Raw genomic sequence first — 23,782 nt, forward strand, 5'->3', positions numbered from 1 at the left:
TCGCTGTGCGTCGCGGCGCCTGTCCCCCCCCCGCCCCCGCGCGGCCCCGCGCGCGCCCCGCGGCGGCCGCCGGCCCCGCGGGGGCGGCGGGGGGCGGGGGGGGGGGGGGCGGCGCCTGGGCCGGGATCCGGTACGGTCACGGCCCCGGTGTACCGGATCAGTGCGCGGCGACGGCGGTTCGTGCAACCGGACGCACGCCGGGGTGCCGCGGTGCCGGCGCCGAAAGGCCGTGCCGGGCGCGAAGGGTCGCCCCGTTGCGGTCGCCCAGCGCCTCACGCAGGGCCCGCAGCGCGTTGTGGGTGCGCGACTTGACCGTGCCCTCCGGGACGTTGAGCACCTCGGCCGCGTGCCGCACCGGCTGGTGCAGGAAGTAGACCTGGGCCAGCACCGCGCGGTGGGTGGCGGACAGCTCGGCGAGCGCGGTGCGCAGCACCTGGCGGTCCAGGACCTGCTCCAGCGGCTCCGCCGCCACAGGTATCGACTCCAGCGGATCGTCCTCCACCTCGGTGGGGCGCGAGGAGCGGGCCCGCAGCATGTCGATCGCCAGCCGTCGCGAGACCGTCAGCAGCCAGGGCCGTACCGCGCGCGGGTCGTCGGGCAGGATGTCGAGATGGCGCCAGGCCCGGAGCATCGTCTCCTGGACGAGGTCCTCCGCCGTCTGCCGGTCGCCCTGGGTCCAGCCGAGCAGACTGCGCATCAGGGAACCCTTGTTGACGTCGTAGATCATCCGCATCTTCTGCTCCGCGGACCCCGGGGTGGGGTACGCCTGCGGTGCGGAAGTGTGTGCCTCGGGTGCCAGTGCCGTCGTCATGAGCTGCCCCATCTGTTGCCGACCGATGGAACGAGCCTGCGGCAGCGCGGATACGGAGACATCCGTGAGCCTCACTGAGATCCCGGAGGCTCCGGGGACCACCGACTCAGTGAGCCGGGGGAGCACCGAGTCGGTGAGCCGGGGGCGGCCGTGTGAGTGAGGCCGCAGTTTCCCCAGACGTCATCTGAATCGGAGTGGGACCTCACAGAAAGGCTCTAGAGTCATGAGCATGCTCGGGCAACAACTGCACCCGGTGATCGGGCGGGAAGCGGAGCGGGCCACGTTGGAGCGCTTGGTCTCCGACGTCGCCGCAGGTCGCGGCGGAAGTCTGCTGATCGAGGGTGAGCCGGGTATCGGCAAGTCGACGTTGCTTGCGCACGCCCTGGCCAAGGCCCGCGCGGCCGGTTGCGAGGTCTCGACCGGCCAGTGCGACGAGCTGGGCCGGCGGCTGCCGCTCTCCGTGATGACCCGGCTCCTCGGGGTCGAGGCCGGCTCGCCCGATCCCCGTCGCGCGGAGGCCGCGCTCGCCCTGGAGCAGCCCCAGCAGGCGCCGGGCTGGACGATGCGCCTGCTCGCCGGGGACCCGGTGGTGGCGGCGACCGAGCAACTGCTCGTCCTGGTGGACCGGTTGTGTACGACCGGCCCGCTGGTGCTGGCGGTGGAGGACCTGCACTGGGCCGACGAGGCGAGCCTGCTGATGTGGCGCCGGCTGTGCCGGGCCTCGGTCCAGCTGCCGCTGCTGGTCGTCGGCACCTGCCGTCCGGTACCGGGGCGTACCGAACTGGAGCCGCTGCGGCGCGATCTGCGGTCCCGGGGCGGGCAGTTGGTCTCCCTCGACCGGCTGCCCGAGGAGCGGGTCGCGGAGCTGACCGGGCTGCTGGCGCGCGGTGAACCCGGGCCGGTGCTCACCGAACGGCTGCGCTCCGCGGCGGGCAATCCGCTCTACGTGAGGGAGTTGCTGGACGCCCTGGCACGGGTCGGCGCTCTGCGGTCCGCGGACGGCCGGGTGGAGCTGACGGCGGGCGGCCGGGAGGTGGAGAAGCTCACCGAGCTGCGGGACGTGATCGCGGACCGGCTGGCCGGGCTCTCCGCCGACACCCAGGAGGCGCTGCGCGCCGCGTCGCTGCTCGGGCCGGAGTTCTCGGTGCGGGACGTGGCGGCGGCGGTGGGCCTCGGCACGGGATCCCTGTTGGCCGTGGTGGAGGAGGCGCTCGGCGCCGCCGTGCTGGAGTCCGCGGGGTCCCGGCTGCGCTTCCGGCACGGCCTGTTGAGGGAGGTGCTGTACGAGGCCATGCCGCCCGCCCTGCGGACCGCGTTCCTGCGGCGCGCGGCACAGGAGCTGATGACCTCCGGGGCCCCCGCCGAGCGGGTGGCCGAGCTGATCCTCCCGGTCCTGGACACGGCCGAGGACCGGGAGTGGGAGTGGCTCGCGGACAACGCCGAGCGACTGGTCGTACGGGCCCCGATCGCCGCCGCGGAACTCCTCGAACACGCCGTGCGCCAGGCGGGCCCGGACGATCCGCGGCTGCCCGTGCTCACCGTGCAACTGGCCGCGCTCTACTTCCGCATGGGCCCCCTGGACCGTGCCGAGGAGCTGGCCCGGACCGTGCTGCGGCAGACGTCCGACCCCGAGGTGCTGGGACGGGTCAGATGGCTGCTCAGCACCATCGGGATGCGCACCGGCCGCTACGAGATCGTGATCGACAACTGGCGCGCGGCCACCGCGGACCCCCGGATCGGACCGGTCTGGCGGGCCCGGCTGCTGGCCCTGGTGGCGCTGGCCCGGCACGTCCTCGGGCAGATCGGCCGGGCCCGGCTGGCGATGGCGGAGGCGCTGGACGAGGGCAGGAAACTGAGCGACCCGATGGCCGTCGGATACGCCCTGAACGCCGCCTCCGTCATCCGCAGCTGGCACGGCGACCAGGCCGGCGCCCTGGCCCTGAACGACGAGGCGCTGGCGGAGGTCGGCAACGACCCGGACCTCGTCGACCTGCGGCTCATCCTGCTCGGTCACCGGGCCACCGACCTGGACGGCGTCGACCGTCTCCAGGAGGCGGAGGAGGCGCTCACCCAGGCCCGCACCCTCGCCGAACGGGCCGGCGCGACCCGGCTGTCGATGACCCTCGTCCAGGGGGCCGAACGGTACTACGAGCACGGGCGCTGGGACGACGCGCTGGCGGTGCTGGACGAGGTCACCGACCTGCCGCCGCTGTGGCGGCTGGCCCGCCGGGGCCTGAAGGCGCTGATCAGCGCCCGCCGCGGGCAGTGGGAGAAGGCGGCCGGCTTCGTCGACGCCCCGGGCGGCGGCCGGACTCCGGGGCAGGGCCCCGTCGCCGCCGGACATCTGCTGCTGGCCCGCGGCCTGGTCGCCGAGCGGTCGGGCCGGCTCCCCGAGGCCCTCGAGGTGCTCACGGAGCTGATGACCGACACCTACGCACACGACCTCGGCAACCACCCGGAGTGGCTGCCCGCCCTGGTCCGGCTGGCGCTGGCCGCCGACGACCGGCAGGCCGCCGCGGCGGCCACGCTCGCCGCCCGCCAGGCCGCCGACCGCCGGCCGCGGCCGCGCACCCAGGCCGCCGCCGACTGGTGCTCCGGGCTGCTCGACCAGGACCCGGCCCCACTGCTCGCCGCCGTCGGCTACCACCGCAGCGCCGACCGGCAGCCGGATCTCGGCAACGCCCTGGAGGATCTGGCCGTGGTCCAGGCCGGGTCCGGGGCCCTCGACGCGGCCCGTGCCTCGTTCGGCGAGGCCCTCGCGGTCTACGGCGAACTGGGCGCCGACTGGGACGCCCGCCGGGCCGCCGCCCGGCTGCGCCCCTCGGGCGTGCGTGCCGGCAGCCGGGCCGCACACGTGCGTCCGTCCGTCGGCTGGGAGGCACTGACCGCGACCGAGCGGCGCGTCGCCGATCTGGTCGCCGAGGGTCTGTCCAACCCCGACATCGCCACCCGGCTGCTGCTCTCGCGGCGCACCGTGGAGACCCATGTCTCGCACATCCTCACCAAGTTGCAGGTACGTTCCCGGCGCGAGGTCGCCGCCCCGGGCACCGGCCCCGCAAGACCGGACCGGCGCGGCTGAGAATTCACGCCGTTGACGAGCGCACCACCGGCAGCTCGTGAACGCCGTAGATCATCTTGTCGTGGCGGAAGGCCAGCCTGTCGCGCGGGACGGCGAGCCGCAGGGACGGGACGCGCCGGTGCAGGGTGCCGAGGGCGATCCGGAGTTGGGTGCGGGCGAGGTGGTGGCCCAGGCACAGATGTCGGCCGAAGCCGAAGGAGAGATGACCGCGGGCGTCTCGCTCGAGGTCCAGCTGGTCCGCGTCCGGGAACACTTCCTCGTCTCGGTTCCCGATGTTGGTGGCCACGATGACCCCTTCACCGGTCCGTACCACCTCCCCGCCGACGGCGACGTCCTCCAACGCCACCCGCCGACGGCCGAAGTGAGATACCGTCAGATACCGGAGCAGCTCGTCCACCGCCCGCGTTCCGGCGGCCGGGTCGTCGTTCTCCCGCAACAGGGCCAGCTGGTCCGGGTGTTCCAGCAGTGCCATGGCGCTCAGGGCGATCATCTGCTCGGTGGTCTCGAACCCGGCGATCAGCAGGAGCATCAGCGTCATCACCGTCTCGTCCCGGTTCAGCGCCCCGGCCGCCATCCCGCCGTGCACCAGCCGGGAGGTGACGTCCGCACCGGGGCAGGCGGCCTTGGCGCCGATCAGCCCCTCCAGATACGTCATGACCTGCGCCTTCATCGAGGCACCCACCGTCTCCGAATGGCCGGCCGACTGCATCGTCAGCGCCGCGTCCCGCAGGAACGGATGGTCCTGGAACGGGACTCCGAGGACCTCGAAGAGCACCAGCAGGGTCACCGGAGTGGCGAAGTCCGTCACCAGATCGAACCGCTCGGGTCCGCCGAGGAGACCGTCGACGCGCTCGTCCACGACCCGCTGGATCATCGGCTGAAGGGCGTCGATCCGCCGCGCCGCGAAGTCCGGGATCACCAGACGGCGCATCCTGCCGTGATCGGGATCGTCCGTGTCGATGAAGGCCCGCTTCCGTGACCGCATGGCCTTCGAACTCGCGCTGCGATGCGGGAACCCCGGCAGATCGGTGTTGGAGCTGAACCGGTCGCTGTCCAGCAGCACGGCACGCTGATCCGCGTGCCGGGTCAGCAGCCAGGCGACGCTGCCGTCCCACAGCCGAACCCGGCACACGGGCGCCGCCCGCCGCAGCCGGTACAGCTCCGGCGGGGGATCGAAGGGCCGTCCCGGCGCCCGGGGCATCGGGAAGGACGGGACGACTCTGCCATCAGCAACCATGACCCACTCGTCGGCTCGGCACCGCACTACGTGTCGCGCCAACCGGCCGTCGCGCGGCCGCAGTTCGCACTCCACAAAAGGTAGGAACAGGGTCTGGCCGCCCGACAGGTCCCTGTTCGGGGATCTGTGCCTGTCCTCGCGGTGCGGCCGTACGGTGTCGATGCGTCAGAAAGGCCGACCGCGCGCTCATCGACACGGATGCCGTCCCCGCGCGGGTCCGAACTACGCGCGCGTGGCACGGACTTCGCGCTCCGTCCTCCCGAACCCGCCCGTCACGGCAAGGCGCTTCAGGCCCCTGCGGCACCGCCCCCCCCCGGAACCGTGCACGCTCTCGCCCGCAGTACCCGGCGTGTATCCACGCCGCGGCCCACACTCAGGAGGTACCGCGTGACCAGCCCCCACCCCGAGGCCGTGACCCTCGACAGCGACGGCGGCAGACGCCTGTACGAGCAGGCCGATGAACTCCGTGCCGCCGGCCCGGCCGTCCGCGTGCGCATGCCCGAGAACGTCGTCGCCTGGTCGGTCACCCGCGGCGACATCGCCAAGGAACTCCTCATCCACCCGCACGTCTCCAAGGACGCGCGCAAGTCCTGGCCCGGACACCAGCCCGGCGCCGTACCGTGGCTCTATCCGTGGGTCGACGTGGTCAGCATGTTCACCTCCGACGGCGGCGACCACGCGCGGCTGCGGCAGCTGCTCGGCAGGGCGTTCACCCCCCGCAGGATCGAGGCGCTGCGGCCCGCGATCGAGGCCGTCGTCACCGGCCTCCTGGACGCCCTGGCGGACCGCGGCGCCGACGCACGCGTCGACCTGCGCGCCGGGTTCGCGCACGGCGTGCCCACCCGGGTCATCTGCGACCTGTTCGGTGTCCCCGCCGACCAGCGGCCCGAGATGCTCCGGATCATGGCCACCGTGTTCGCCACCGACGTCACGCCCGAGCAGTCCGCGGCCGTGGCCAACGACCTCTACGGCGCGATGCGGACCCTTGTCGACGCCAAGCGCCGCGCACCCGCCGACGACATGACCAGCGCGCTTCTGGCCGCCCACGAGGAGGACGGTGACCGGCTCAGCGAGACGGAGCTCATCTCCACCCTGATCGCGGTGATCGGCGGCGGCAGCGAGACCACCGTCGCCGTGATCGACGCCGCCGTACGCGAACTCCTCACCCACCCCGACCAGCTCGCCGCCGTCCTCGCCGAGCCGGCCCGCTGGACCGACGTGATCGACGAGACGCTGCGGCTGCACCCGCCGATCATGCACATGCCGCTGCGGTACGCCACCGAGGACATCGACCTCGGCGAGGGCGTCACCGTGCGGGCCGGAGACGCCATCCTCATAGGCTTCGGCGCCCACGGCCGCGACCCGGGCGTCCACGACGACCCGGCCGCCTTCCACATCGACCGCGCCGACAAGCAGCACCTGGCCTTCGGTCACGGCATCCACTACTGCGTCGGCGCCCCGCTCGGCAGGCTCGAAGCAGAGATCGCCCTGCCGGCCCTGTTCGACCGCTTCCCCCGGCTGACCCTGTCCATCGCCCCGGACGAACTGGAGCCCCAGCACTCGTTCATCGGCAACGACGTCGCCGAACTGCCCGTGATCCTGGGCCCCGCCGCATAGCGGAGACGACCAGCACAGACCACAGCCGGTACAGAACGGCGCCACCCCGGCCGGGCTCCCCACGGCCGGGGTGGCGCCGTTCTGTCAGGCGACCCGCGCCTTCAAGGTGACGAAGCCGCGCAACGCGTTGTTCAGAGCCGGCTCGGCCTCGATCGGCGGGTCAGACCGCCTTCGCCTCGGCGATGCGCATGGTGCCGGAGGTCTCGGTCACGCCGGTGAAGCGGAAGCCGGCGCCGTCGAAGAGCGCGGACAGCTCGCCCTCCGTGCGTTCCCGGCCGGGAGTGAGGGCGAGCATGATGACGTCCATCGTGAGCGCCGCCGGGGTCGGGTGTGCGTCGGGCAGCACGTTCTCGATGACGAGCAGGGTGGCTCCCGGCGCGGCCGACTTCCTTACCGTGGTGAGGATTCGCGCCACGTGCTCGTCGCCCCAGTTGTGCAGGACGTGCATCAGGATGTAGGCGTCGGCGGCGGGCACCGTGTCGAAGAAGTCGCCGGCCCGCAGCGCCAGACGCGGGTGGTCGGGGAAGGTCAGGGCCTCGATGACGCTCGGCTGGTCGAACAGGACGCCCTCGGCGTCGGGCACGGCGTCAAGGACGGCGCGCAGCAGGTGCCCGCGGCCGCCGCCGATGTCGGCGATCACCCCGAACGGCGTGAAGTCGTAGGCGTCGACGACCGCGGGGACGTCGGCGGCCGCCTTGGAGGTCATGGCCCGGTTGAAGATCTCGGCCTGGTCGGGGTGCTCGTCGAGGTAGGCCCAGATCCCGTCGGGCCGGAGCGTCTCGATGGCGGGCTCCCCGGTCAGCACGGTGTGCTGGAGCAGCGAGAGGCTGTCCAGATGCATCGGCAGACCCGTCAGCCGGATCAGGGGGCGTGCGCTCATCGGGTGGTCGTCGCGCAGGAGGCGGGAGGCGACGGTGTGCGCGTAGCCGCCGTCCCGCTCCTCGAAGACGTCGAAGGAGGCGAGCAGGCGCAGGATCCGGGTGAGCGTGCCGGGGTCGGCACCGCAGGCCGCCGCGAGCTTGCCGACGGGCACCGGTTCGTCGTCGATCCGGTCGGCGACCCCGATCTCGCAGACGACCTGGAGACAGCGTGCCGGGTAGGCGCCGTAGGCGAGCGCGTGGATGGTTTCGACAGGTTGCTGTGTCATGACGGGCGGGGCTCCCTCTCGTGGGTGTGACACGCCACGTCGACCCGGGTGCGGGCTCGGCGGCCCGGCGGAGCGGCAAGGACTCCGCGGCCGGCCGCGTCCGGGTCGCGTGGGACAGAAAGGTAGGAGCACGGCCGTGGCGGCCGACAGGTCTTCGTTCGGGGATCTGTCGGTGTCCCCGTGGTCCGGCCGTACGGTGTCGACCGGCATCACCTAAGGGCCGCGGCACGCTTCCGGGCCCGGGTCCCGGACCGAGAGGCGGCCGATGAGCTCGCACCGCAACGGGTTCGACCGCGGCACGGCGACGACCGTGCCCGCCGGAGAACCACCCCTGCACGAACCGGAGTTGTCCGACCCCGTAGGCGGCCGCCGGCTCCCGCTGTCCGGGCGGGGGCCGGCCCGTGCCTGACGACGCCCGGGTCCTCTTCGTCCCCGGTGCCGCAGCTTGGGGGCCGTACAACGCGCTGCGGGCGATGGCCGAGGTGGTCCGTGACCGCGGCCAGCGGCCGGTGTTCGCGATGGAAGGCAGCTTCCGCGGGGTCGCCGCCGCGCACGGCTTCGACGAGAAGGTGTACGACGCCTCGCCCCCGCCCGCCGACCCGGCCGAGGCCGGACCGGAGATGTGGGCCGCCTGGGTGCGCGAGAACGCCGTGCACTTCCGCGGCACCACCCTGGAACAGCTCGGCACCGTGATCCGGCCGCAGTGGGCCGAGCTGGCGCGGGCCGCCGAGTACGCCCACCCCCGGCTGCGCGCCATCATCGACGAGGTCCGCCCCGACCTGATCGTGGTGGACGACGTCGGCGCGGACCCGTCGGTCGCCGCCTCCGGCATACCCTGGGTGCGGTCGATCTCGGCGAACCCGCTGGAGCTGCCCGACCCCGAGCTGCCGCCCGCCTTCTCCGGCTACCCGCTAAACGACCGCTCCGGCTGGGACGCCTTCCGCGCCGAGTACGCGGCCCTGCACACCGGCCTGCACGCCGAGTTCGACGCCTACTGCACGGCCCAGGGCGCCCCGCCGCTGGAACCGCTGCGGTTCTCCCACGACTCGCCCTGGCTCAACCTCTACACCTACCCGAGCGCCCTGGACTACCCGCGCCCGGCGGAGTTCACGCAGCGCTGGCACCGGCTCGACACCGTGGTCCGTACCGGCGAACGCAGGTTCCGGGTGGCCGACCACCTGCCCGGCACCGGACCCGTCATCTACCTGTCCCTGGGCTCCCTCGGGTCCCTGGACACCCCGCTCCTCCAGCACCTGGTGGACGTCGTGGCCCGCACCGGACACCGCACCGTCGTCTCCATGGGCCCCTGCCACCACGAGGTGACGCTCGGCCCGAACATGTACGGCGAGCCGTTCCTGCCGCAGCCCAGTGTGCTGTCCGACTGCGACCTCCTCATCACCCACGGCGGCAGCAACACCCTGGGCGAAGCCGTCCTCACGGGTCTGCCGATGATCGTCCTCCCGCTGTTCTGGGACCAGTACGACAACGCGCAACGCGTCGCCGATCTCGGGTTCGGCGTCCGGACGGACACCTACGGCTTCGACCCCGATGCCCTGGTGGACACCATCGAGGACCTGCTCGCCGACGACGACCGCCGGCAGCGCCTCGCGGAGGTCGGCGAGAACATCCGCCGCGCGCCGGGCCGCGAGACCGGCGGCACACTGATCGCCGACCTCGCCGCCTCGCTGCCCGGGGCACGGCGATGAGAGCACCCGTCCGCGAACGAACCGGCGCGTCCCGGTCCGTGCCGTGGCGTTCCCGCGGACCGACACCTGAGGAAACCACACCGCCATGTCCCTCCGACCGGTCGCGCCGCAGCGCCTGTTACGCCTGCACGGCTTCCGCATGCTGCTCCTCGACCGTCTCCTCGCCCCCGCCGCGACGGCCGTCTCGATGGTCGCCGTCTCCTTCGCCGTCCTCGGTCTCACCGGCTCCGTCACGGACCTCTCGCACGTCCTGGCGGCGCAGATCGCCCCCGCGCTGGTCTTCATGCCGGTCAGCGGAGTGGTCGCGGACCGGTTCGGTGCCCAGTACGTCATCGCCGCGTCCTGTCTGCTCACCGCCTGCTGCGAAGGCGCCCTCGCCCTCCTGCTGCTGACCGGGCAGGCCCAGGTGTGGCACATCATGCTGCTGGAGGCCGGCACCGGCACCGCCCTGGCCCTGTTCCTCCCGGCCTCGACCGCCCTGCTGCCCCGTCTGGTGCCGGACGCGGAGCTGCAGCGGGCCAACGCGCTCAGCCGGCTCGTGATGAACGCGGCGACGGTGGGCGGCGGGGCGTTCGCCGGCGTGGCCGTGGCGGCCTTCGGCCCCGGCTGGGCGCTGGCGGCGGACGCGGCCGGGATGCTCGCCGCGGTCGTGCCCAACCTGCTGATCCGCACCGCCCGCGCGGCGCCCGCCCGGTCCCCGGAACCGCTGCGCGAACTCCGCGAGGGCTGGCGGGAGTTCCGCTCCCACACCTGGCTGTGGGTCATCGTCCTGCAGTACTCGCTCGTCTTCATGGCCTGCTCCTGGGGATACAGCGTGCTCGGCCCCGTGGTCGCCAGGACGAGCCTGGGCGGTCCGGCGGCCTGGGGCGAGATCCTCGTCGCCGAGTCGCTCGGCCTGGTCGTCGGGGGCTGCGCCGCGACCCGCTTCGCCCCCAGGCGGCCCATGCGTTTCGTGGCGCTCTGCGGAGCCGCGGTCGCCGCCCCCACCCTCGCCATGGCGCTGCTGCTGCCCCTCTGGCTGATCTGCGCGTTCTCGTTCACGACGGGAGTGCTGGTGGAACTGATGATGGTCCAGTGGAACGTGGCCATGGCCCGGACCATCCCCGCCGACCGGCTCGCCCGGGTCGGCTCGTACGACATGCTCGGCACGGTGGTCGCGACACCCCTCGGGGCGCTGCTCGCGGGCCCGCTCGCGGCCACCGTCGGCATCCGCCCGGCCCAGTTCGCCGCGGTGTTCCTGGCCGTCTCGGTGTCGGTCCTCGCCCTGGCACCGAAGGAGGTCCGTACCGAGGTGGGCTGGGCCGGGGGCAACGCCTGACCGGAACGGACCGGGTCACGCACCCGCGTCGCCATTCCCAATTTCTGGAACACGTTCTACGGTGTGCGCCGTCAGGACCGCCCGTCGGGAGCCTGGAGGCGCCGTGCACCTCGACCACACGCCCGAGCAGCAACGGCTGCGCACCGAACTGCGCGCCTACTTCGCCGGCCTGGTGCCGGACAACGCCTACGCCCGCTACGCCGACCCGGCCGCGCAGAAACGCTTCTATCGGGAGACGATCCGCCGGCTGGGCACGGACGGCTGGCTCGGCGTCGGCTGGCCGAAGGAGTACGGCGGCCGTGGCCTGACCGCCATGGAACAGTTCATCTTCTTCGACGAGGCCGCCCAGGCGGGCGTACCGCTCCCGCTGATGGCACTGAACACGGTCGGCCCGACGATCATGCGGTACGGCACGGACGAGCAGAAGTCGTACTTCCTGCCCCGCATCCTCTCCGGCGAGATCGACTTCGCCATCGGCTACAGCGAGCCCGACGCCGGCACCGACCTGGCCGCCCTGAAGACCCGGGCCGTACGCGATGGCGACGAGTACGTGGTCGACGGCCAGAAGATCTGGACCACCAACGGCGACACCGCCGACTGGGTCTGGCTGGCCACCCGCACCGACCCCGGGGCCCCGCCGCACAAGGGCATCACCATGCTCCTGGTGCCGACCTCCGACCCCGGCTACTCCTGCACCGTGATCAACACCCTCGCCTCGCACGACACCACCGCCAGCTACTACGAGCACATCCGCGTCCCCGTCTCCCGCCGGGTCGGCGAGGAGAACCAGGGCTGGCGGCTGATCACCAACCAGCTCAACCACGAGCGGGTCACCCTCGCCGCCCACGGCACCATGGCGATCCGCGCCCTGCACGACGTCCAGCGCTGGGCCATGGAGACCAAGCTCGCCGACGGCCGCCGCGTCGTCGACCTGCCCTGGGTGCGCCGCAACCTCGCCCGCACCCACACCCGCCTCGACGCCATGAAGCTGCTGAACTGGCAGATGGTGACCGCCGTCCAGGAGGGCACCCTCACCCCGCAGGACGCCTCCGCCGTCAAGGTCTACGGCTCCGAGGCCCGGCGCGACGCCTACGCCTGGCTGATGGAGATCGCCGGTGCGGCGGGCCCGCTGAAGGAGGGCTCGGCCGGCGCGGTCCTCCACGGCGACCTGGAACGCGGCTACCGCTCGGCGGTCATCTTCACCTTCGGCGGCGGCAACAACGAGATCCAGCGGGAGATCATCTCGTGGATCGGACTGGGGATGCCACGGGTCCGGCGTTAGGCTGCTGAGACCACAGACGCCAGTTGTCACATGCAAGTCGGCACTTCGCCACGAGCACGGGAAGCGCCGTCGACCCGGACTCCGCGGCGAGTGTGCCCACGATTCAAGCTCGAGAACTTACTGCCTGCCCCGCCGCGAGTTCTCCGTCGGCGCCCCGTCGGAGGTTGCCCGTGGGCGTACACCACTCGACGCGCGCGGTGCCGTCCACCGCGAATGGGTCCAGACCGCTCCACAGCAATATCAGCATTAATGCCGTCCCCAAAGGTCCTACGCCACAACGGAGTTGATGGCCGGTCCCCCCACTCTCGCTCCGCTACGCTCGGCCGCGTTCGAACAGATGACCGTCGGCGGCCCTTCCGCGCCAGTGGGCGCTGGCCGGCACAGTCGTCCTCGCGGCTGGTGTCGTGGGCGGTCTCTTCCTCACCGGCATACTGCCGCCCGAGGACGGCCCGATGACGACGACCGTCAACCAGGTCGTCGAGTCGGCGACCGGCTGGCAGAAGGTGCCAGGAGCCTCGGTCGCCAAGGGCGACCAGGTCACGGTCCGGTTCGTCGCCGGGGAATGGACGGCCGACACCCGGAACATGCCCATGACCGGGCCGGCCGGGTACGACGCGGAGACCAACCAGCGGCTCGACGGGGCGCAGGACTGCAAGGTCAAGGCCTCGGCTCCGTTCGGCACCCTGGTGGCGCGTCTGGTGGGCGACAAGGGGTTCCCCATGTACACGGTAGGAACGAAGGCGACGTTCCGGGCCACCGGGAACGGTGACCTGGAGCTGGGGATGAACGACACGGCCGGTTCCTGCTCCGCGGACAACAGGGCCTCGCTGACCGTACGGGTGAGCGTCACCCACGGGTCCTGCCGACGACGGCCGGCCGACCCGACAGCCGGCAGGAGAACAGGTCGATGACGGTCGCCAAGTACAGCTTGCCCTGTGGATACGACGAGGCGTCTTCGCCGAGCTCAAGCGGATCGTGCTGGAGTACTACGACCGGATCGTCGGCCTCGTCATCGATCAGATCGCCGTGGACAGCTGCATCACGAAGGCCCCCGGAGGTGGCGAGGTGGCCGGACGTTCCCCGGCCGACCGCGGTAAACAGGGCCTGAAACGCTTTGGCATGACGGACGGTTACGGCTTCTCCCTGGGCCGCAGCCCGTGGCCGGAGCCGACCGGCACGACTCCCCGCTACTCGTCCCCACCCCGGGACGCCGACGCCGACGCGCCCGGACGCCGGCCGACGCGCCCCGGACACCCCGGTGCACAGCGCGCGGTGGCAGCCTGGTCAGAAGCGGGCCAGTACCGCCACCTCCCAGCCGAACCCCGCCACCAGCCGACCGTCCGGAGTGACGGCCACCGCGTGAATCGGAGCCGGGAACACCAACTTCTGCCCGACGGGCCGGCCGGTGGCCAGGTCCCACACCCGCACTGTCCCGTCCAGGCTGCCGGTGACGGCGACCGGACGGCCCCCCACGGCCCCCGTCGCCACCGCCCACACGCCGGTGTCGCTGGGCAGGGGTTCGCCGACGGGCCAGCCGATGACCAGGTCCCACATCCGCACTGTCCCGTCGTCGCTGCCGGTAACAGCGACCGGGCGGCCCTCCACCACCGCCACCGTCACCACCCGGCCCCAGCCGGTGTGGCGGGTGATGGGTTCGCTGACGGGCCGGCCGGTGGCCAGGTCCCATATCCGCATCGTCCCGTCCCGGCTGCCGGTGACGGCGACCATGCGGCCCTCCACCACCCCCGTCGCCACCGCGTTCACCTCGCCCGTGTGGCCGGTGAGGGGCTCGCTGACGGGCTGGCGGGTGATCAGGTCCCATACCCGCACCGTCCCGTCCCAACTGCCGGTGACCGCGACCGTACGGCCCTCCACCACCGCCGTCGCCACTGCCGGCACCTCGCCGGTGTGGCCGGTGAGTGGTTCGCTGAGGGGCTGGCCGGTGATCAGGTCCCACATCCGCACTGTCCCGTCGTCGCTGCCGGTGACGGCGACCGGACGGTCCTCCACCACCGCTGTCGCCATCGCCAACACCGTGCCGTCGTGGCCGGTGAGGAGTTGGTCGACGGCGTGGCCGGCGGCCAGGTCCCACACCAGCACCGTCCCGTCCAGGCTGCCGGTGACGGCGACCGGGCGGTCCTCCATCACCGCAGTCGCCACCGCCGACACCAAGTCGGTGTCGCCGGGGAGGAGTTCGTCGACTGGCTGGCCGGTGGCCAGATCCCCTACCAGCGCCGTCCCGTCCGAACAGCCGGTGACCGCGACCGTACGGCCCTCCACCGTCGCCGTCGCCACCGCCGACACGCCGGTGTCGCTGGTCAGGGGTTCGCCGACGGGCTGGCGGGTGACCAGGTCCCACATCCGCACCGTCCCGTCGTCGCTGCCGGTGACGGCGACCGGGCGGCCCTCCACCACCGCGCGTCGCCACGGCCAACACCGTGCCGTCGTGGCCGATGAGGGCCTGCCGGAAGCGGTGGTCGACCGTGGTGCCGGTAGCCCACTCCACCCCCCACCGCGCGGTCGTCTCCCCGTCCACCGGAACGGCGGTGATCCGCGCCGACAGCCCCAGGTCCCCATACCGGGCGGCATCCAACGCCAGCAGCTGCCGCCGCACCCCCGCCCCGGCATCACGATGCAGATGCGCTGACGCCCGATACACCGCCCCCGCCAACCGCGCCGCAGGCCCCCGACGCCGCGTCCGCCAGCCTCAGCACCTCCCGTGGGTCGGCATGCACCAGGAACTCCGGATCCGCCAATAGTCCATCCCCACCCGCAAGCACAGCCCCGCCGACGTGCAGATCATCAGACATACCCGCATCCAACCAGCCACCACCGACCCCGACCCATCCCCAGAACCGAACCCCCTCCTCACCGCACGATTACGCAACCACTCACGCACTGCTACTGACCAAGCCTCCCGAAGCCCTCAGCAACCCAGACCCGCCCATCCGCCCCGCTCCACCAATTCGCGCGGGCTCTTACTTCCGCAACCCGCAGGATGCCGACGTGCCGGTTGCCGGCAGCGGCAACCTCGGCATCACGCACGGCGCTCGATCTTCCGCAACGGTGCTTCCGACTACTTCGACGCCACGGCCGCGGACATTCATCGATTCGCGACCGCGCTGTGAGTTTGGGGCCGGTTCCGGTGCCGCAGATTCCAGGGGCGTCATCGGGACCGGCCTGTTCTGGTGCGGGTTCGGTCGGTCTTTCCCGAGATGGGCCGCAGTCGGCGGAACAGCCCCTCCAAGTCGCGTTCTGGTTCCGGAGCGCGAGGGCAGGTGGAGTGGGGTGGGGGTGGGGCGCGCCCCTGACTCCCTCGAGACGGCGGCGCCTCGGGGGAGTGCAAGGGGCGGCGATGTCGGGTGTCTTCCGCCGGGATGTCCTGGCTAGCCGCCTGGTTCAGAAGGCGTGCGCCATCAGCTCCGCGAACAGCCTGTGCTCGTCGACCTTGAGGCCCCGCGAGCGGAACCAGCCGCAGATGTTGGCGCAGTCGCGCTGGAGGAAGTTCATCCCGTTGAGGTTGCCGACCAGGTCGACGATCTGTGGCAGGTCGATGATGACCAGCCGCTCGCCCGCCGCCAGGATGTTGTATGCCGAGAGGTCGCCGTGCACGAAGCTGTTCTGCACCATCGTCGCGAGCGCGTCGGTGAGTTGCTCGAAGTACGAGGCCAGCAGCTCGGGGGAGGGTCGAGTCTGGGCGAGCCGGGGCGCGGTTGCGACGGTGCCGTCCTCGTCGACGACGGTGATCCACTCCATCAGGATCTCGGTGCCGTCGATCTGGACCGGGTAGGGAACGGGCAGCCCGAGGTTCCAGAGCCGCACCAGCGCGCCCCATTCGGACACCGCCCACTCGCCGGCCGCGACCTGCCGGCCGAAGGTGCTCTTCCGCTTGACGGCCCGCTCGTCACGTGAACGCTTCATCGAGCGGCCCTCGGTGTAGGACGCGGCGCGGTGGAAGGTCCGGTGCTCGGGAGAGCGGTACCGCTTGGCCGCCATGACCACGCCGGCTGCGGGGTCGAGCGGATCGGCGCGCTCGACGAGGTGTACGTCGGCCTCCTTGCCGGTCTTGAGGACGCCGAGCTCGGTGTCGATCGCGCCCTGCGAGGTCACCACCCAGTCCGGGAGCGGCTCGGGGCCTCGGCTGAGGGGTTCGACGCTGAGCCAGGTCGACCAGCGCTGGCCGTCCTCGAGGTCGTCGTAGGCATGGAAGTCGAAGACGAACCGGTCGTCGACGTCGCCCAGGTCGGCCGGCGGCGGGACGTCGCGGGAGGGGGCGGTGATGAAGGCGTCAGCAACTGCCGGGTGCTGAGGGTGCTGAGGGTGCTGCGAGAGATTGTCGTGAGACATCGCTGGAGGTGCTCCATGAGGTGAGAGGGAGGCGGTCGGCGGGCAGGCCGAGGACAGTCGTGGTCACGGTCGTGCCTCCTCTCGTGGAGCACCGGGCGGCTCCCGGTGTCCCGCCCATGGTGAGGGGCGGATACGGGGAGCGGCAACCGAATAAAGTCGGCCCGCGTCGAGTGACCCCAGCGGTGCCGTGGGCCTCCGGTGTGATCTCCGTACCGGGCTCGTCCCGGCCCTGCTTGGCTTGACGTTGGCCAGGTTGTTTCCGCCGCCCACCATGGAACACTGCCGTGGTAACCGCCTCGCCGATGTCCCCCGGCCAGGGACAATGCGTCCACCGAGCCCGCCGAGGATCTGCGCGCACTGCGTGAAACCCTCGTCACCCGCACGCCCGCGGCCAGTGTCGCCGAATTCGTCACCGACCAGGTGCGCGAACCGCGCAGCGCCCTGGTCCACGTCTGTGTCCTGCAGCTGACCGACACGGACGACGGGGGACGCTACTGGTGGCAGCACGCCGCTGACGCCGGACACCCCACAGCCGCGTACTGCCTGTACCTGCACCACCTGGCCCTGGGTGAGAGAGCGACAGCCGCGCGTGGTGGCACCGCCAGACCGACGACGTCCAGCCCCCGCCCGAAGTACCCGGGCGCGCGCCCGCCTCCATGGCGCGGCCTGTCCGCTCCTGATTCGGCACGGAAGCAGGGGTCTTCGCCGCCTCGATCCTGCGCGCCCTGCTCGCTGTCACCCGGGAGGCGGCTCGGCCACGGACTGCGGCGGTCATGGAACTCACGGCCTACGTTCCCCTGGCGGTCGCTGCCGGCTACCTGCGCCAGCCCGTTGTGGAACTGCCGCTGCCCGGGACCGGGTTCGCCCGCAAGATCCGTCCCCTGCTCGCTACCGCCGCCAACAAACCGTGCCCGCCCGGTACTGTCCCTGTCCACCCGACCACCCACGACCGCACAGGACAGGATTTCCATCAGCCCCTGCCCGCGACACACACCGCCGGGAACTCAACAGCGGTCCCCTCCCAGATGGGAAAGACCGCACCGCATTGGGCAGGTTCCCCCGGGGCCCGGCCGCTCGGCGGGGCCCCGACCGCCGCATTCGCGTTGCTCTCCGGCCCGGTCCTTTCTAGTTCACATGACGTTGATGGTGGTGGACGGTGAGGCGCGGTCGCCGAGGGTGAACTCCACGTTGGTGGGGCCTGTGGGGGCGTCGTCGGAGGCGCTGACGCAGACCCACATGACCGCCTGTGATCCGTTTTCGGGGATTTTGAGGTCGATATCGCTGAAGGTCAGCGTCTGGCCGTTGTCGGAGACGCGTCCCATGTAGGGGGTGGTGTTGCCGGTGGCGTCCATGACGGTGAGTTGGTGGTCGGGGTTCTGTGGTGTGCCGAACCGCAGGCCGGTGTCGGCGGGCAGTGCCGCGGTGACGGTTTGAAGCGGGATGGCGTGCGATCCGTTGTTGCGTACCTGCACGCCCGGGTACCGGGGTGCTCCTCCCCGCTCGGCGGTCACCGGGTCGCCGCCGGGCGAAAGGGTGAAGCCCGGTGTGACGACGATGGTTGTGGAGGGGGAGGTCTTTCCTCCGACGGTGAAGGTCAGGCTGGTGGTTCCGAGGGGGGCCTCGTGGCCGGCGCTGCCGGCTACCCACATCACCGTGGTGCCGGGCAGGCCCGGGTCGACGTTCGTGAAGGCGAGCGAGGTTCCGTCCTCGGACAAGGTTCCCGTGTACCGGGTGGCTGCCTGGCCAGCCGTTTGGACGGTCAGTTGGTAGTCGGCGAGGGTCTGCGTGCCGAAGAGTAGACCGCAGTCGACGGGCAGGGCCACCGTCACCGTCATCGGCTCGAACGCCACGTCGGCTTCGACCCGCACTCCGGGGTACCCAACAGGGCCACCCCGCCTCAGCTCCACATCCGGCGGCCCACCCGGCGTCAAGCTGAACTCCGACCACTGCAGCACCACCTGACCACGGTTGCCCGCGTCACCGACGGGAGACTGGTACAGAGGATCGTCCTTGCCGCCCGCTCGGTGGCCATTGCCGGGCAGGGTGTATCCGTCGGTGACACCGGGGCCATTCACAAAGCCGCTGCCACCGCCGCCGCCACTGGCCCAGCCGCCCTCCGAACTGTGGACGCTGATCCCTCCGCCGCCCCCCGCGTAGCCGGCGCCTCCGCCTGTACTGCCGCCGCCGTAGCCGCATCCCCCGCCTCCCCCCATACCCGGGATCGGCACCTGGCCTCCAGGGTTTCTGGCGGAATCAGGACTGCCGTTCCGGCCGGTGTTTCCGCCGTGCCCTCCATGATTGCCGGGATTGGTCGCACCAGCGCCGCCCGTCGAACCTGATGCTCCGCGCGCCGGTGTCCCTGTCCACCCGCTTCCCTTCATGTCGGCCTGTCCGTCGGAGCCGCTGGTGCCGCCGCCGGCCCCACCGCGCGGATTGGTTTGGATACCCGTGCCCCCTCCGCCTCCTCCGGCGATCAGAAGGGTTTGCCCCAGCCGCTGGCTGAACAGGCCGCTCATGCCGCCCCCGCCGTACGCGCCTCCTCCCAGATCGACGACGACCCGCAGGGTCTCTCCGGGCACGACGGCGATGTTCCCGGTGGTGAAGCCGCCCCCGCCCCCGGACCCGGCTCCAGCGCCCCCGCCGCCCCAGCAGCGGGCGTTGATCGTGGTGACGCCAGGGGGAACGGTGAAGTTCTCGACGCTGCCGGAGTAGTCGAAGCGCCGGACGTGGGTGTAGGGGGTGAGGGGTGCGCTTGCAGTTTGCGCAAAGGCCGCGCGGGGCTCGATACCGATGGCGGGTACGGGGGCGGAGTCAATGGTGGCCTGCGTCATCTCAGGGCGTCCTTTCGCTGCAGACTGAGGGATTCCGATGGCTCGCACTGCAGGCAGACAGTTCCGCGTGGCAAATACCCAGCGCATGCCCGGGGATCTTCCGCGGCTGCCACAGCGCAAGCGGGTAATTGTCTTCGTGGGCGTCAGATGACTTCGATGCCGGTGGACGGCGAGGTGCGGTCGCCGACCGTGAACTCCACGCTGGTGGGGCCAGGGGTCGTGACGTCGGAGGCGCTCACGCACACCCACATCACCGACTGTGATCCCGCTTGGGGGATCCCCAGGTCGATGTCGGAGAAGGTCAGGGATTGGCCATCATCGGAGATGATTCCCCTGTACACGGTGGTGTTTCCGCCGACGGGCCACACGGTCAACTGGTGATCGGGGTTTCCTTGCGTACCGAACCGCATGCCGGCGCCGGCGGGAAGCACCGCGGTGACCGTTTGCAAGGGGATGGCCTGCATTCCGTTGTTGCGCACCTCAACGCCCGGGTACACGGGCAGCCCTCCCCTCTTGGCAGTCACCGGTACGCCGCCGGGTGACACGGCAAAGCCCGGTGTGACGACGACCGTCGTGGAGGGGGAGGTCTTTCCTCCGACGGTGAAGGTCAGGCTGGTGGAGCCGAGCGGGGCATCATGGCCGGCGCTCACCCCGACCCACATCAATGTGGTCCCGGGCAGCTTCGGGTCGACGTTCGTGAAGACGAGCGACGATCCGTCCTCGGACAGGGTTCCCGTGTACGGGGTGGCTGCTTGGCCAGCCGTTTGGACGGTCAGTTGGTAGTCGGCGAGGGTCTGCGTGCCGAAGAGCAGGCCGCGGTCGGCGGGCAGGGCCACCGTCACCGTCATCGGCTCGAACGCCACGCCGGCTTCGACCCGCACTCCCGGGTACCCGACCCGTCCGCCTCGCCTCAGCTCCACATCGGGCGGCCCGCCGGGCGTCACCGTGAACTCCGCCCATTGCAGGACCACCTGGCCGCGGTTGCCCGCGTCACCGACGGGAGACTGGTACAGGGGATCGTCCTTGCCGCCTGCCCGAGTGCCGTTGCCGGCCATGGAACGTCCCCCGCTGACGCCAGGACCGTTCACAAAGCTGCTGCCACCAGCCCCGCCGCTGTAAAAGGCGTTGGGCGAGGCGCCGATCGCGAGGCCGCCACCGCCACCCGCATAGCCGGCGCCCCCACCCGTATGGCCGCCGTAGCCTGCGCCCCCGCCTCCACCCATGCCTGCGATCGGCACCTGGCCCCCAGGGCCTCCTTTCACATGAGCGCCGCCGTTCTGACCGGTGCTGCCGCCACGGCCCCCATAACTGCTGGACGTGGAAATGGCCCCGCCGGCGCCGCCGGTTGAGCCCGAAGCTCCACGCGCCGGCGTCCCTGTCCACCCGCCGCTAGCGCCCGTCCCTGCGTCGTAACCGTTGGTGGTGCCGCCTGCACCACCGCGCGCATCAGGATCCGTCTCGCCCGCTCCACCGCCTCCGGCGATCAGAAGGGTTTGCCCCAGCCTTTGGCTGAACAGGCCGCTCATCCCGCCCCCACCGGAAGGGCCTCCTCCCAGGTCAACAACGACCCGCAGTGTCTCCCCCGGCACGACGGCGATGTCCCCGGTGACGAAACCGCCCCCGCCCCCCTGGCTGGTTCTAGCGCCCCCGCCGCCCCAGCAGCGGGCGTTGATCGTGGTGACGCCAGGGGGGACGGTGAAGTTCTCGACGCCGCCGGAATAGTCGAAGCGCCGGACGTGGGTGTGGGGAGCGACGGGTGCGCTGTCGGTTCGCGCAATGGCCGCACGGGGCTCGATGCCGACGGCGGGTACGGAGTCAATGGTTGCGTGGGTCATGGTCTACCGTCCTTTCGTTTCAGTTCGGACAGAGGTAGTCGTGGATTGCCTGTGCTCCGTAGCGCCGCGACCGGCACGCGTTCGGCTAGCGTGCTGTTGCGCGCCCGGGAAGGATCCGACCGCGATCGGAGCGGCCGGTCACCTGTTCGCCCTGATCGTCGTTCGCCACCGGAGTCTTCTTCTCAGTGGTCCTGGGGATGGGGTGGCGGCCGTTGCGGGGGAGGACGGTGAGGTCGTGTCGGAGGGCTGCGGGTGGGTGAGGGCCGGTGGTACGTCGGCCTCAGGCAGTGGACACCGGATGGGTGCGCGCGGTGGTTCGATGGTGATGGGGGTCCGCCGGCGCGTGTTGTGGAGCGATTCGACGGCCTCGCACCAGAGTTCGAGGTCGCTGGTTGCGCTGAGTTCGGCGGAACGTGTCCTGGCGCGGCGGGATGCTTTTTCCCAGGTGGTGGGGTCGCTGAGGGATCTGAGGGCGTGGGTCCAGGCGTTGAGGTCGTCGCGGTAGGCGAAGATTCCTGCTTCGCCGAGGGATTCGACCAGTCCGGGGGTGGGGTGGGCGATGACGGGGATGCCGGATGCGAAGGCTTCGACGGCGACGCGGCCCCAGGACTCGTAGATGCTGGGCATGAGGATGACGCGTGAGCGGGCGTAGACGTGGGTGCGCATCTCGTTGCCGGGCACTCCGTCGACGACTTCGCAGTTGGGCATCCGGGCCGGAGGCGGGATCTGCTGGCCGTACGCGCCGCGGACGCCGAGGAATTTCCATTCCGGTGTCCATGCGGCGATCTGCCAGAAGATGTCGCCGCCCTTGTCGGGGTTGAGGTTGACCAGGGTGGCGCAGTCGCCGGGTTCGGTGCGGTACTCGTCCGCGATGACGGGAGGGCGGACCACGATGGTGCGCTGGGGAAGGAATTCCTGGGGGTAGTGGGCGTAGTGGATTTCGCCGTCACGGCGGATCCATTCGCTGTTGTAGACGACGAGGTCGGCTCCCGCCGCGTCGTGGAAGCTTCCTTCGAAGTTGTCGTGGCACAGCACGACGACGGGGATCTGGCGGGCTCTGGCCAGTCCCGCCACCAGGGGGACGTTTTCGAAGTGGGACAGCAGGACGTCCGCCTTTTGGGCCTCGGCGGCGAAGTCGGCGCCCTCCTGGTAGGGGATGACGCGTACTCCGTCGAGGTCGTAGGTCTGCTCGATGCTTCCCGGGTGTGAGAGCCAGACCGTCACGCGGTGGCCGCGGGCACTCAGCGGGCGGAGCATGGAGTGCAGCATCCATTCGGATCCTGCGTTGTGGGCGGGTGGATATCCGTAGACCCGGGCCGCGATGGACATGCTGCGCGACGGGGTGAGTGCGGTCAGCGGGGGCCGAGGCGAGCGGGGCGCTGCCGTATCCACGTGGATGGACTCCCTTCGGTCGGGACAGTGCGAGAACCTGGCGGACACGGGCGCAGCACGCCACGATGCGGCCCAACCGCACGAAGCCGGTCGCTGCGGCAGTGCCGCGGCTCTGGGTGCCTGGGCAGCCTGGACGCGTGTTGTCACTGCCCGGGGCGAGAAGCCACCGGATCGGCTGCACCCCGCTTCTCAGCTCTCAACATGGATGGGGGTGGAGGACGTGGTTTGGTCGCCCACCTGGAAGTTCAGGTGGGTCTCTCCCAGGGGGCGTTGTGGGAGGCCCTCACCGCGACCCACGCCTTGGACCGCCAGCAGGTAGCCGGGGTTGCCCTCGGCGACGAACTGCAGCCCCTTGCCTTCCGCAGGCTGACCCGGACGCTCTGCGCGGGGACGGTGCCGTCCCCGTCGGCGACCAGCCGCACGCCCGGGTAGCCGGTACCGCCGGCGCGGGTCGGCGTCACCTCCGGAGGCCCTCCCGGGAACACCGAGAGCGCGGAACTGTGGGGTGCGGTGTAGCGGTAGTAGTAGGAGTACTTGATCTGCTTGATTTTCACGCCCGCCGGGACACGGATCCGTCCGTCGTAGCGGAATTCGGAGTCCCAGACGGCGAAGCGGTTGGCGTGGCCGAGGGTCCGGATGCCCGTCCATTCCGGGTTCCCGATGGTGCAGTCGTCCCGGCACGCCACGGGATTGGTCATGCTTGGCTCCTTCTTGTCTGGAAGGCTCCGCGGGCCCGGCCCACGATCAGGCGCACGTCACCTCGGCAGTCGAGGCCACGACCGGGCAGCCCGTTGGACACCGGAATGCCTCATGCATATGCCGGTGGAAAGGAATTCATGTTCTAGTGCCCCACGGTCACTCGGCTGTCGCAAGAGATGCACACCCAAGCGAGCGAGCCCTGGAGCTCAGCCGTCGTCGAAGGCCACGTCGACCGAATCAGGATGCTCAGGCACCAGATGTTCGGCCGGGCCGGCTTCGCCCTCCTCCGCAAGCGCGTCCTGCTCTACTCGTGAAGCACAGGCCATATTCGCTTCGCCGGTCGCCCGACAGCCGGCTGACCAGGTGGGCGGCATCCTCCAGGACATTGACGGCATCGACCGGACCCATCTGCTCGGGTTCACTCAGCAGGGTCATGGCAGCAGAGTCCGGCCACCCACCACGCACCACTGACATCACCCTC

At 71.3% G+C, this 23,782-nt stretch carries 16 protein-coding genes and 1 pseudogene; 8 read left to right on the forward strand and 9 right to left on the reverse strand.

The features are described from left to right. Nucleotides 1-157: 157 nt before the first annotated feature. Nucleotides 158-811: a sigma-70 family RNA polymerase sigma factor gene (locus ACFWXC_RS08815; RefSeq protein ID WP_384475278.1), complete on the reverse strand. Its 654-nt coding sequence runs from the start codon at nt 809-811 to the stop codon at nt 158-160. 229 nt (nt 812-1,040) lie between these two features. Between ACFWXC_RS08815 and ACFWXC_RS08820 the strand changes: the two genes are divergently transcribed. Next, a complete protein-coding gene (locus ACFWXC_RS08820; RefSeq protein WP_384475281.1) occupies nt 1,041-3,890 on the forward strand; it encodes an ATP-binding protein in 2,850 nt (949 codons plus the stop codon). A 4-nt stretch (nt 3,891-3,894) separates the two neighbouring features. On the opposite strand, the gene ACFWXC_RS08825 is transcribed toward ACFWXC_RS08820, so the two are convergent. Further along, the gene (locus ACFWXC_RS08825; RefSeq protein WP_384475284.1) at nt 3,895-5,127 is read right to left on the reverse strand and encodes a cytochrome P450; all 1,233 of its coding nucleotides are present in this window, start codon (nt 5,125-5,127) and stop codon (nt 3,895-3,897) included. 387 nt (nt 5,128-5,514) lie between these two features. On the opposite strand from ACFWXC_RS08825, the gene ACFWXC_RS08830 reads away from it, so the two are divergent. Then, a complete protein-coding gene (locus tag ACFWXC_RS08830) occupies nt 5,515-6,744 on the forward strand; it encodes a cytochrome P450 (RefSeq protein WP_384475288.1) in 1,230 nt (409 codons plus the stop codon). 160 nt (nt 6,745-6,904) lie between these two features. Here ACFWXC_RS08830 and ACFWXC_RS08835 read toward each other — a convergent pair whose 3' ends face one another. After that, nucleotides 6,905-7,891 carry a methyltransferase gene (locus ACFWXC_RS08835; RefSeq protein WP_384475291.1) on the reverse strand — a complete coding sequence of 329 codons (987 nt, stop codon included), beginning with the start codon at nt 7,889-7,891 and terminating at the stop codon, nt 6,905-6,907. 401 nt (nt 7,892-8,292) lie between these two features. On the opposite strand from ACFWXC_RS08835, the gene ACFWXC_RS08840 reads away from it, so the two are divergent. The 5 genes and pseudogenes from ACFWXC_RS08840 to ACFWXC_RS08860 all read left to right on the forward strand — a co-directional run. After that, nucleotides 8,293-9,597 (forward strand): nucleotide disphospho-sugar-binding domain-containing protein, encoded by a 1,305-nt coding sequence (locus ACFWXC_RS08840; RefSeq protein ID WP_384475294.1) that lies wholly within the window; start codon nt 8,293-8,295, stop codon nt 9,595-9,597. A gap of 85 nt (nt 9,598-9,682) precedes the next feature. Beyond that, nucleotides 9,683-10,915: an MFS transporter gene (locus tag ACFWXC_RS08845; RefSeq protein ID WP_384475298.1), complete on the forward strand. Its 1,233-nt coding sequence runs from the start codon at nt 9,683-9,685 to the stop codon at nt 10,913-10,915. Between the two features lie 103 nt (nt 10,916-11,018). Then, nucleotides 11,019-12,197 (forward strand): acyl-CoA dehydrogenase family protein, encoded by a 1,179-nt coding sequence (locus ACFWXC_RS08850; RefSeq protein WP_384475301.1) that lies wholly within the window; start codon nt 11,019-11,021, stop codon nt 12,195-12,197. A gap of 452 nt (nt 12,198-12,649) precedes the next feature. Next, nucleotides 12,650-13,108 (forward strand): hypothetical protein, encoded by a 459-nt coding sequence (locus ACFWXC_RS08855; protein WP_384475304.1) that lies wholly within the window; start codon nt 12,650-12,652, stop codon nt 13,106-13,108. Between the two features lie 25 nt (nt 13,109-13,133). Beyond that, nucleotides 13,134-13,399 (forward strand): annotated as a pseudogene (locus ACFWXC_RS08860) (IS5/IS1182 family transposase); the annotation flags it as partial. Between the two features lie 82 nt (nt 13,400-13,481). Here the strand turns inward: ACFWXC_RS08860 and ACFWXC_RS08865 are convergent. The 6 genes from ACFWXC_RS08865 to ACFWXC_RS08890 all read right to left on the reverse strand — a co-directional run bounded on the left by ACFWXC_RS08865 (nt 13,482) and on the right by ACFWXC_RS08890 (nt 23,300). Then, a complete protein-coding gene (locus ACFWXC_RS08865; protein ID WP_384475309.1) occupies nt 13,482-14,612 on the reverse strand; it encodes a WD40 repeat domain-containing protein in 1,131 nt (376 codons plus the stop codon). A gap of 984 nt (nt 14,613-15,596) precedes the next feature. Then, nucleotides 15,597-16,544 (reverse strand): serine protein kinase RIO, encoded by a 948-nt coding sequence (locus ACFWXC_RS08870; RefSeq protein WP_384475312.1) that lies wholly within the window; start codon nt 16,542-16,544, stop codon nt 15,597-15,599. 1,130 nt (nt 16,545-17,674) lie between these two features. Continuing rightward, nucleotides 17,675-19,375, reverse strand: a complete 1,701-nt coding sequence (locus ACFWXC_RS08875; protein ID WP_384475315.1) for a hypothetical protein — start codon at nt 19,373-19,375, stop codon at nt 17,675-17,677. 143 nt (nt 19,376-19,518) lie between these two features. Continuing rightward, on the reverse strand, nt 19,519-21,210 hold the full coding sequence (locus ACFWXC_RS08880) for a hypothetical protein (RefSeq protein ID WP_384475318.1): 1,692 nt from the start codon (nt 21,208-21,210) through the stop codon (nt 19,519-19,521). Nucleotides 21,211-21,348: 138 nt separating this feature from the next. After that, complete coding sequence (locus ACFWXC_RS08885) at nt 21,349-22,602, reverse strand: glycosyltransferase family 4 protein (protein WP_384475321.1); 1,254 nt, start codon at nt 22,600-22,602, stop codon at nt 21,349-21,351. A gap of 245 nt (nt 22,603-22,847) precedes the next feature. After that, complete coding sequence (locus ACFWXC_RS08890) at nt 22,848-23,300, reverse strand: hypothetical protein (protein WP_384475324.1); 453 nt, start codon at nt 23,298-23,300, stop codon at nt 22,848-22,850. A gap of 177 nt (nt 23,301-23,477) precedes the next feature. Between ACFWXC_RS08890 and ACFWXC_RS08895 the strand changes: the two genes are divergently transcribed. After that, nucleotides 23,478-23,615, forward strand: a complete 138-nt coding sequence (locus tag ACFWXC_RS08895; RefSeq protein WP_384475527.1) for a hypothetical protein — start codon at nt 23,478-23,480, stop codon at nt 23,613-23,615. Nucleotides 23,616-23,782 lie beyond the last annotated feature (167 nt).

Origin of the sequence: Streptomyces sp. NPDC058683 (assembly GCF_042716195.1) — a bacterium.
GTDB lineage: Bacteria > Actinomycetota > Actinomycetes > Streptomycetales > Streptomycetaceae > Streptomyces.

Coding starts and splice junctions, on each gene's coding strand:
- ACFWXC_RS08815 (WP_384475278.1), bottom strand. CDS start 811: ATGACGACGGCACTGGCACCCGAGGCACACACTTCCGCACCGCAGGCG.
- ACFWXC_RS08855 (WP_384475304.1), top strand. CDS start 12,650: ATGACGACGACCGTCAACCAGGTCGTCGAGTCGGCGACCGGCTGGCAG.
- ACFWXC_RS08875 (WP_384475315.1), bottom strand. CDS start 19,375: ATGACGCAGGCCACCATTGACTCCGCCCCCGTACCCGCCATCGGTATC.
- ACFWXC_RS08825 (WP_384475284.1), bottom strand. CDS start 5,127: ATGGTTGCTGATGGCAGAGTCGTCCCGTCCTTCCCGATGCCCCGGGCG.
- ACFWXC_RS08895 (WP_384475527.1), top strand. CDS start 23,478: ATGCACACCCAAGCGAGCGAGCCCTGGAGCTCAGCCGTCGTCGAAGGC.
- ACFWXC_RS08890 (WP_384475324.1), bottom strand. CDS start 23,300: ATGACCAATCCCGTGGCGTGCCGGGACGACTGCACCATCGGGAACCCG.
- ACFWXC_RS08845 (WP_384475298.1), top strand. CDS start 9,683: ATGTCCCTCCGACCGGTCGCGCCGCAGCGCCTGTTACGCCTGCACGGC.
- ACFWXC_RS08880 (WP_384475318.1), bottom strand. CDS start 21,210: ATGACCCACGCAACCATTGACTCCGTACCCGCCGTCGGCATCGAGCCC.
- ACFWXC_RS08870 (WP_384475312.1), bottom strand. CDS start 16,544: ATGTCTCACGACAATCTCTCGCAGCACCCTCAGCACCCTCAGCACCCG.
- ACFWXC_RS08820 (WP_384475281.1), top strand. CDS start 1,041: ATGCTCGGGCAACAACTGCACCCGGTGATCGGGCGGGAAGCGGAGCGG.
- ACFWXC_RS08835 (WP_384475291.1), bottom strand. CDS start 7,891: ATGACACAGCAACCTGTCGAAACCATCCACGCGCTCGCCTACGGCGCC.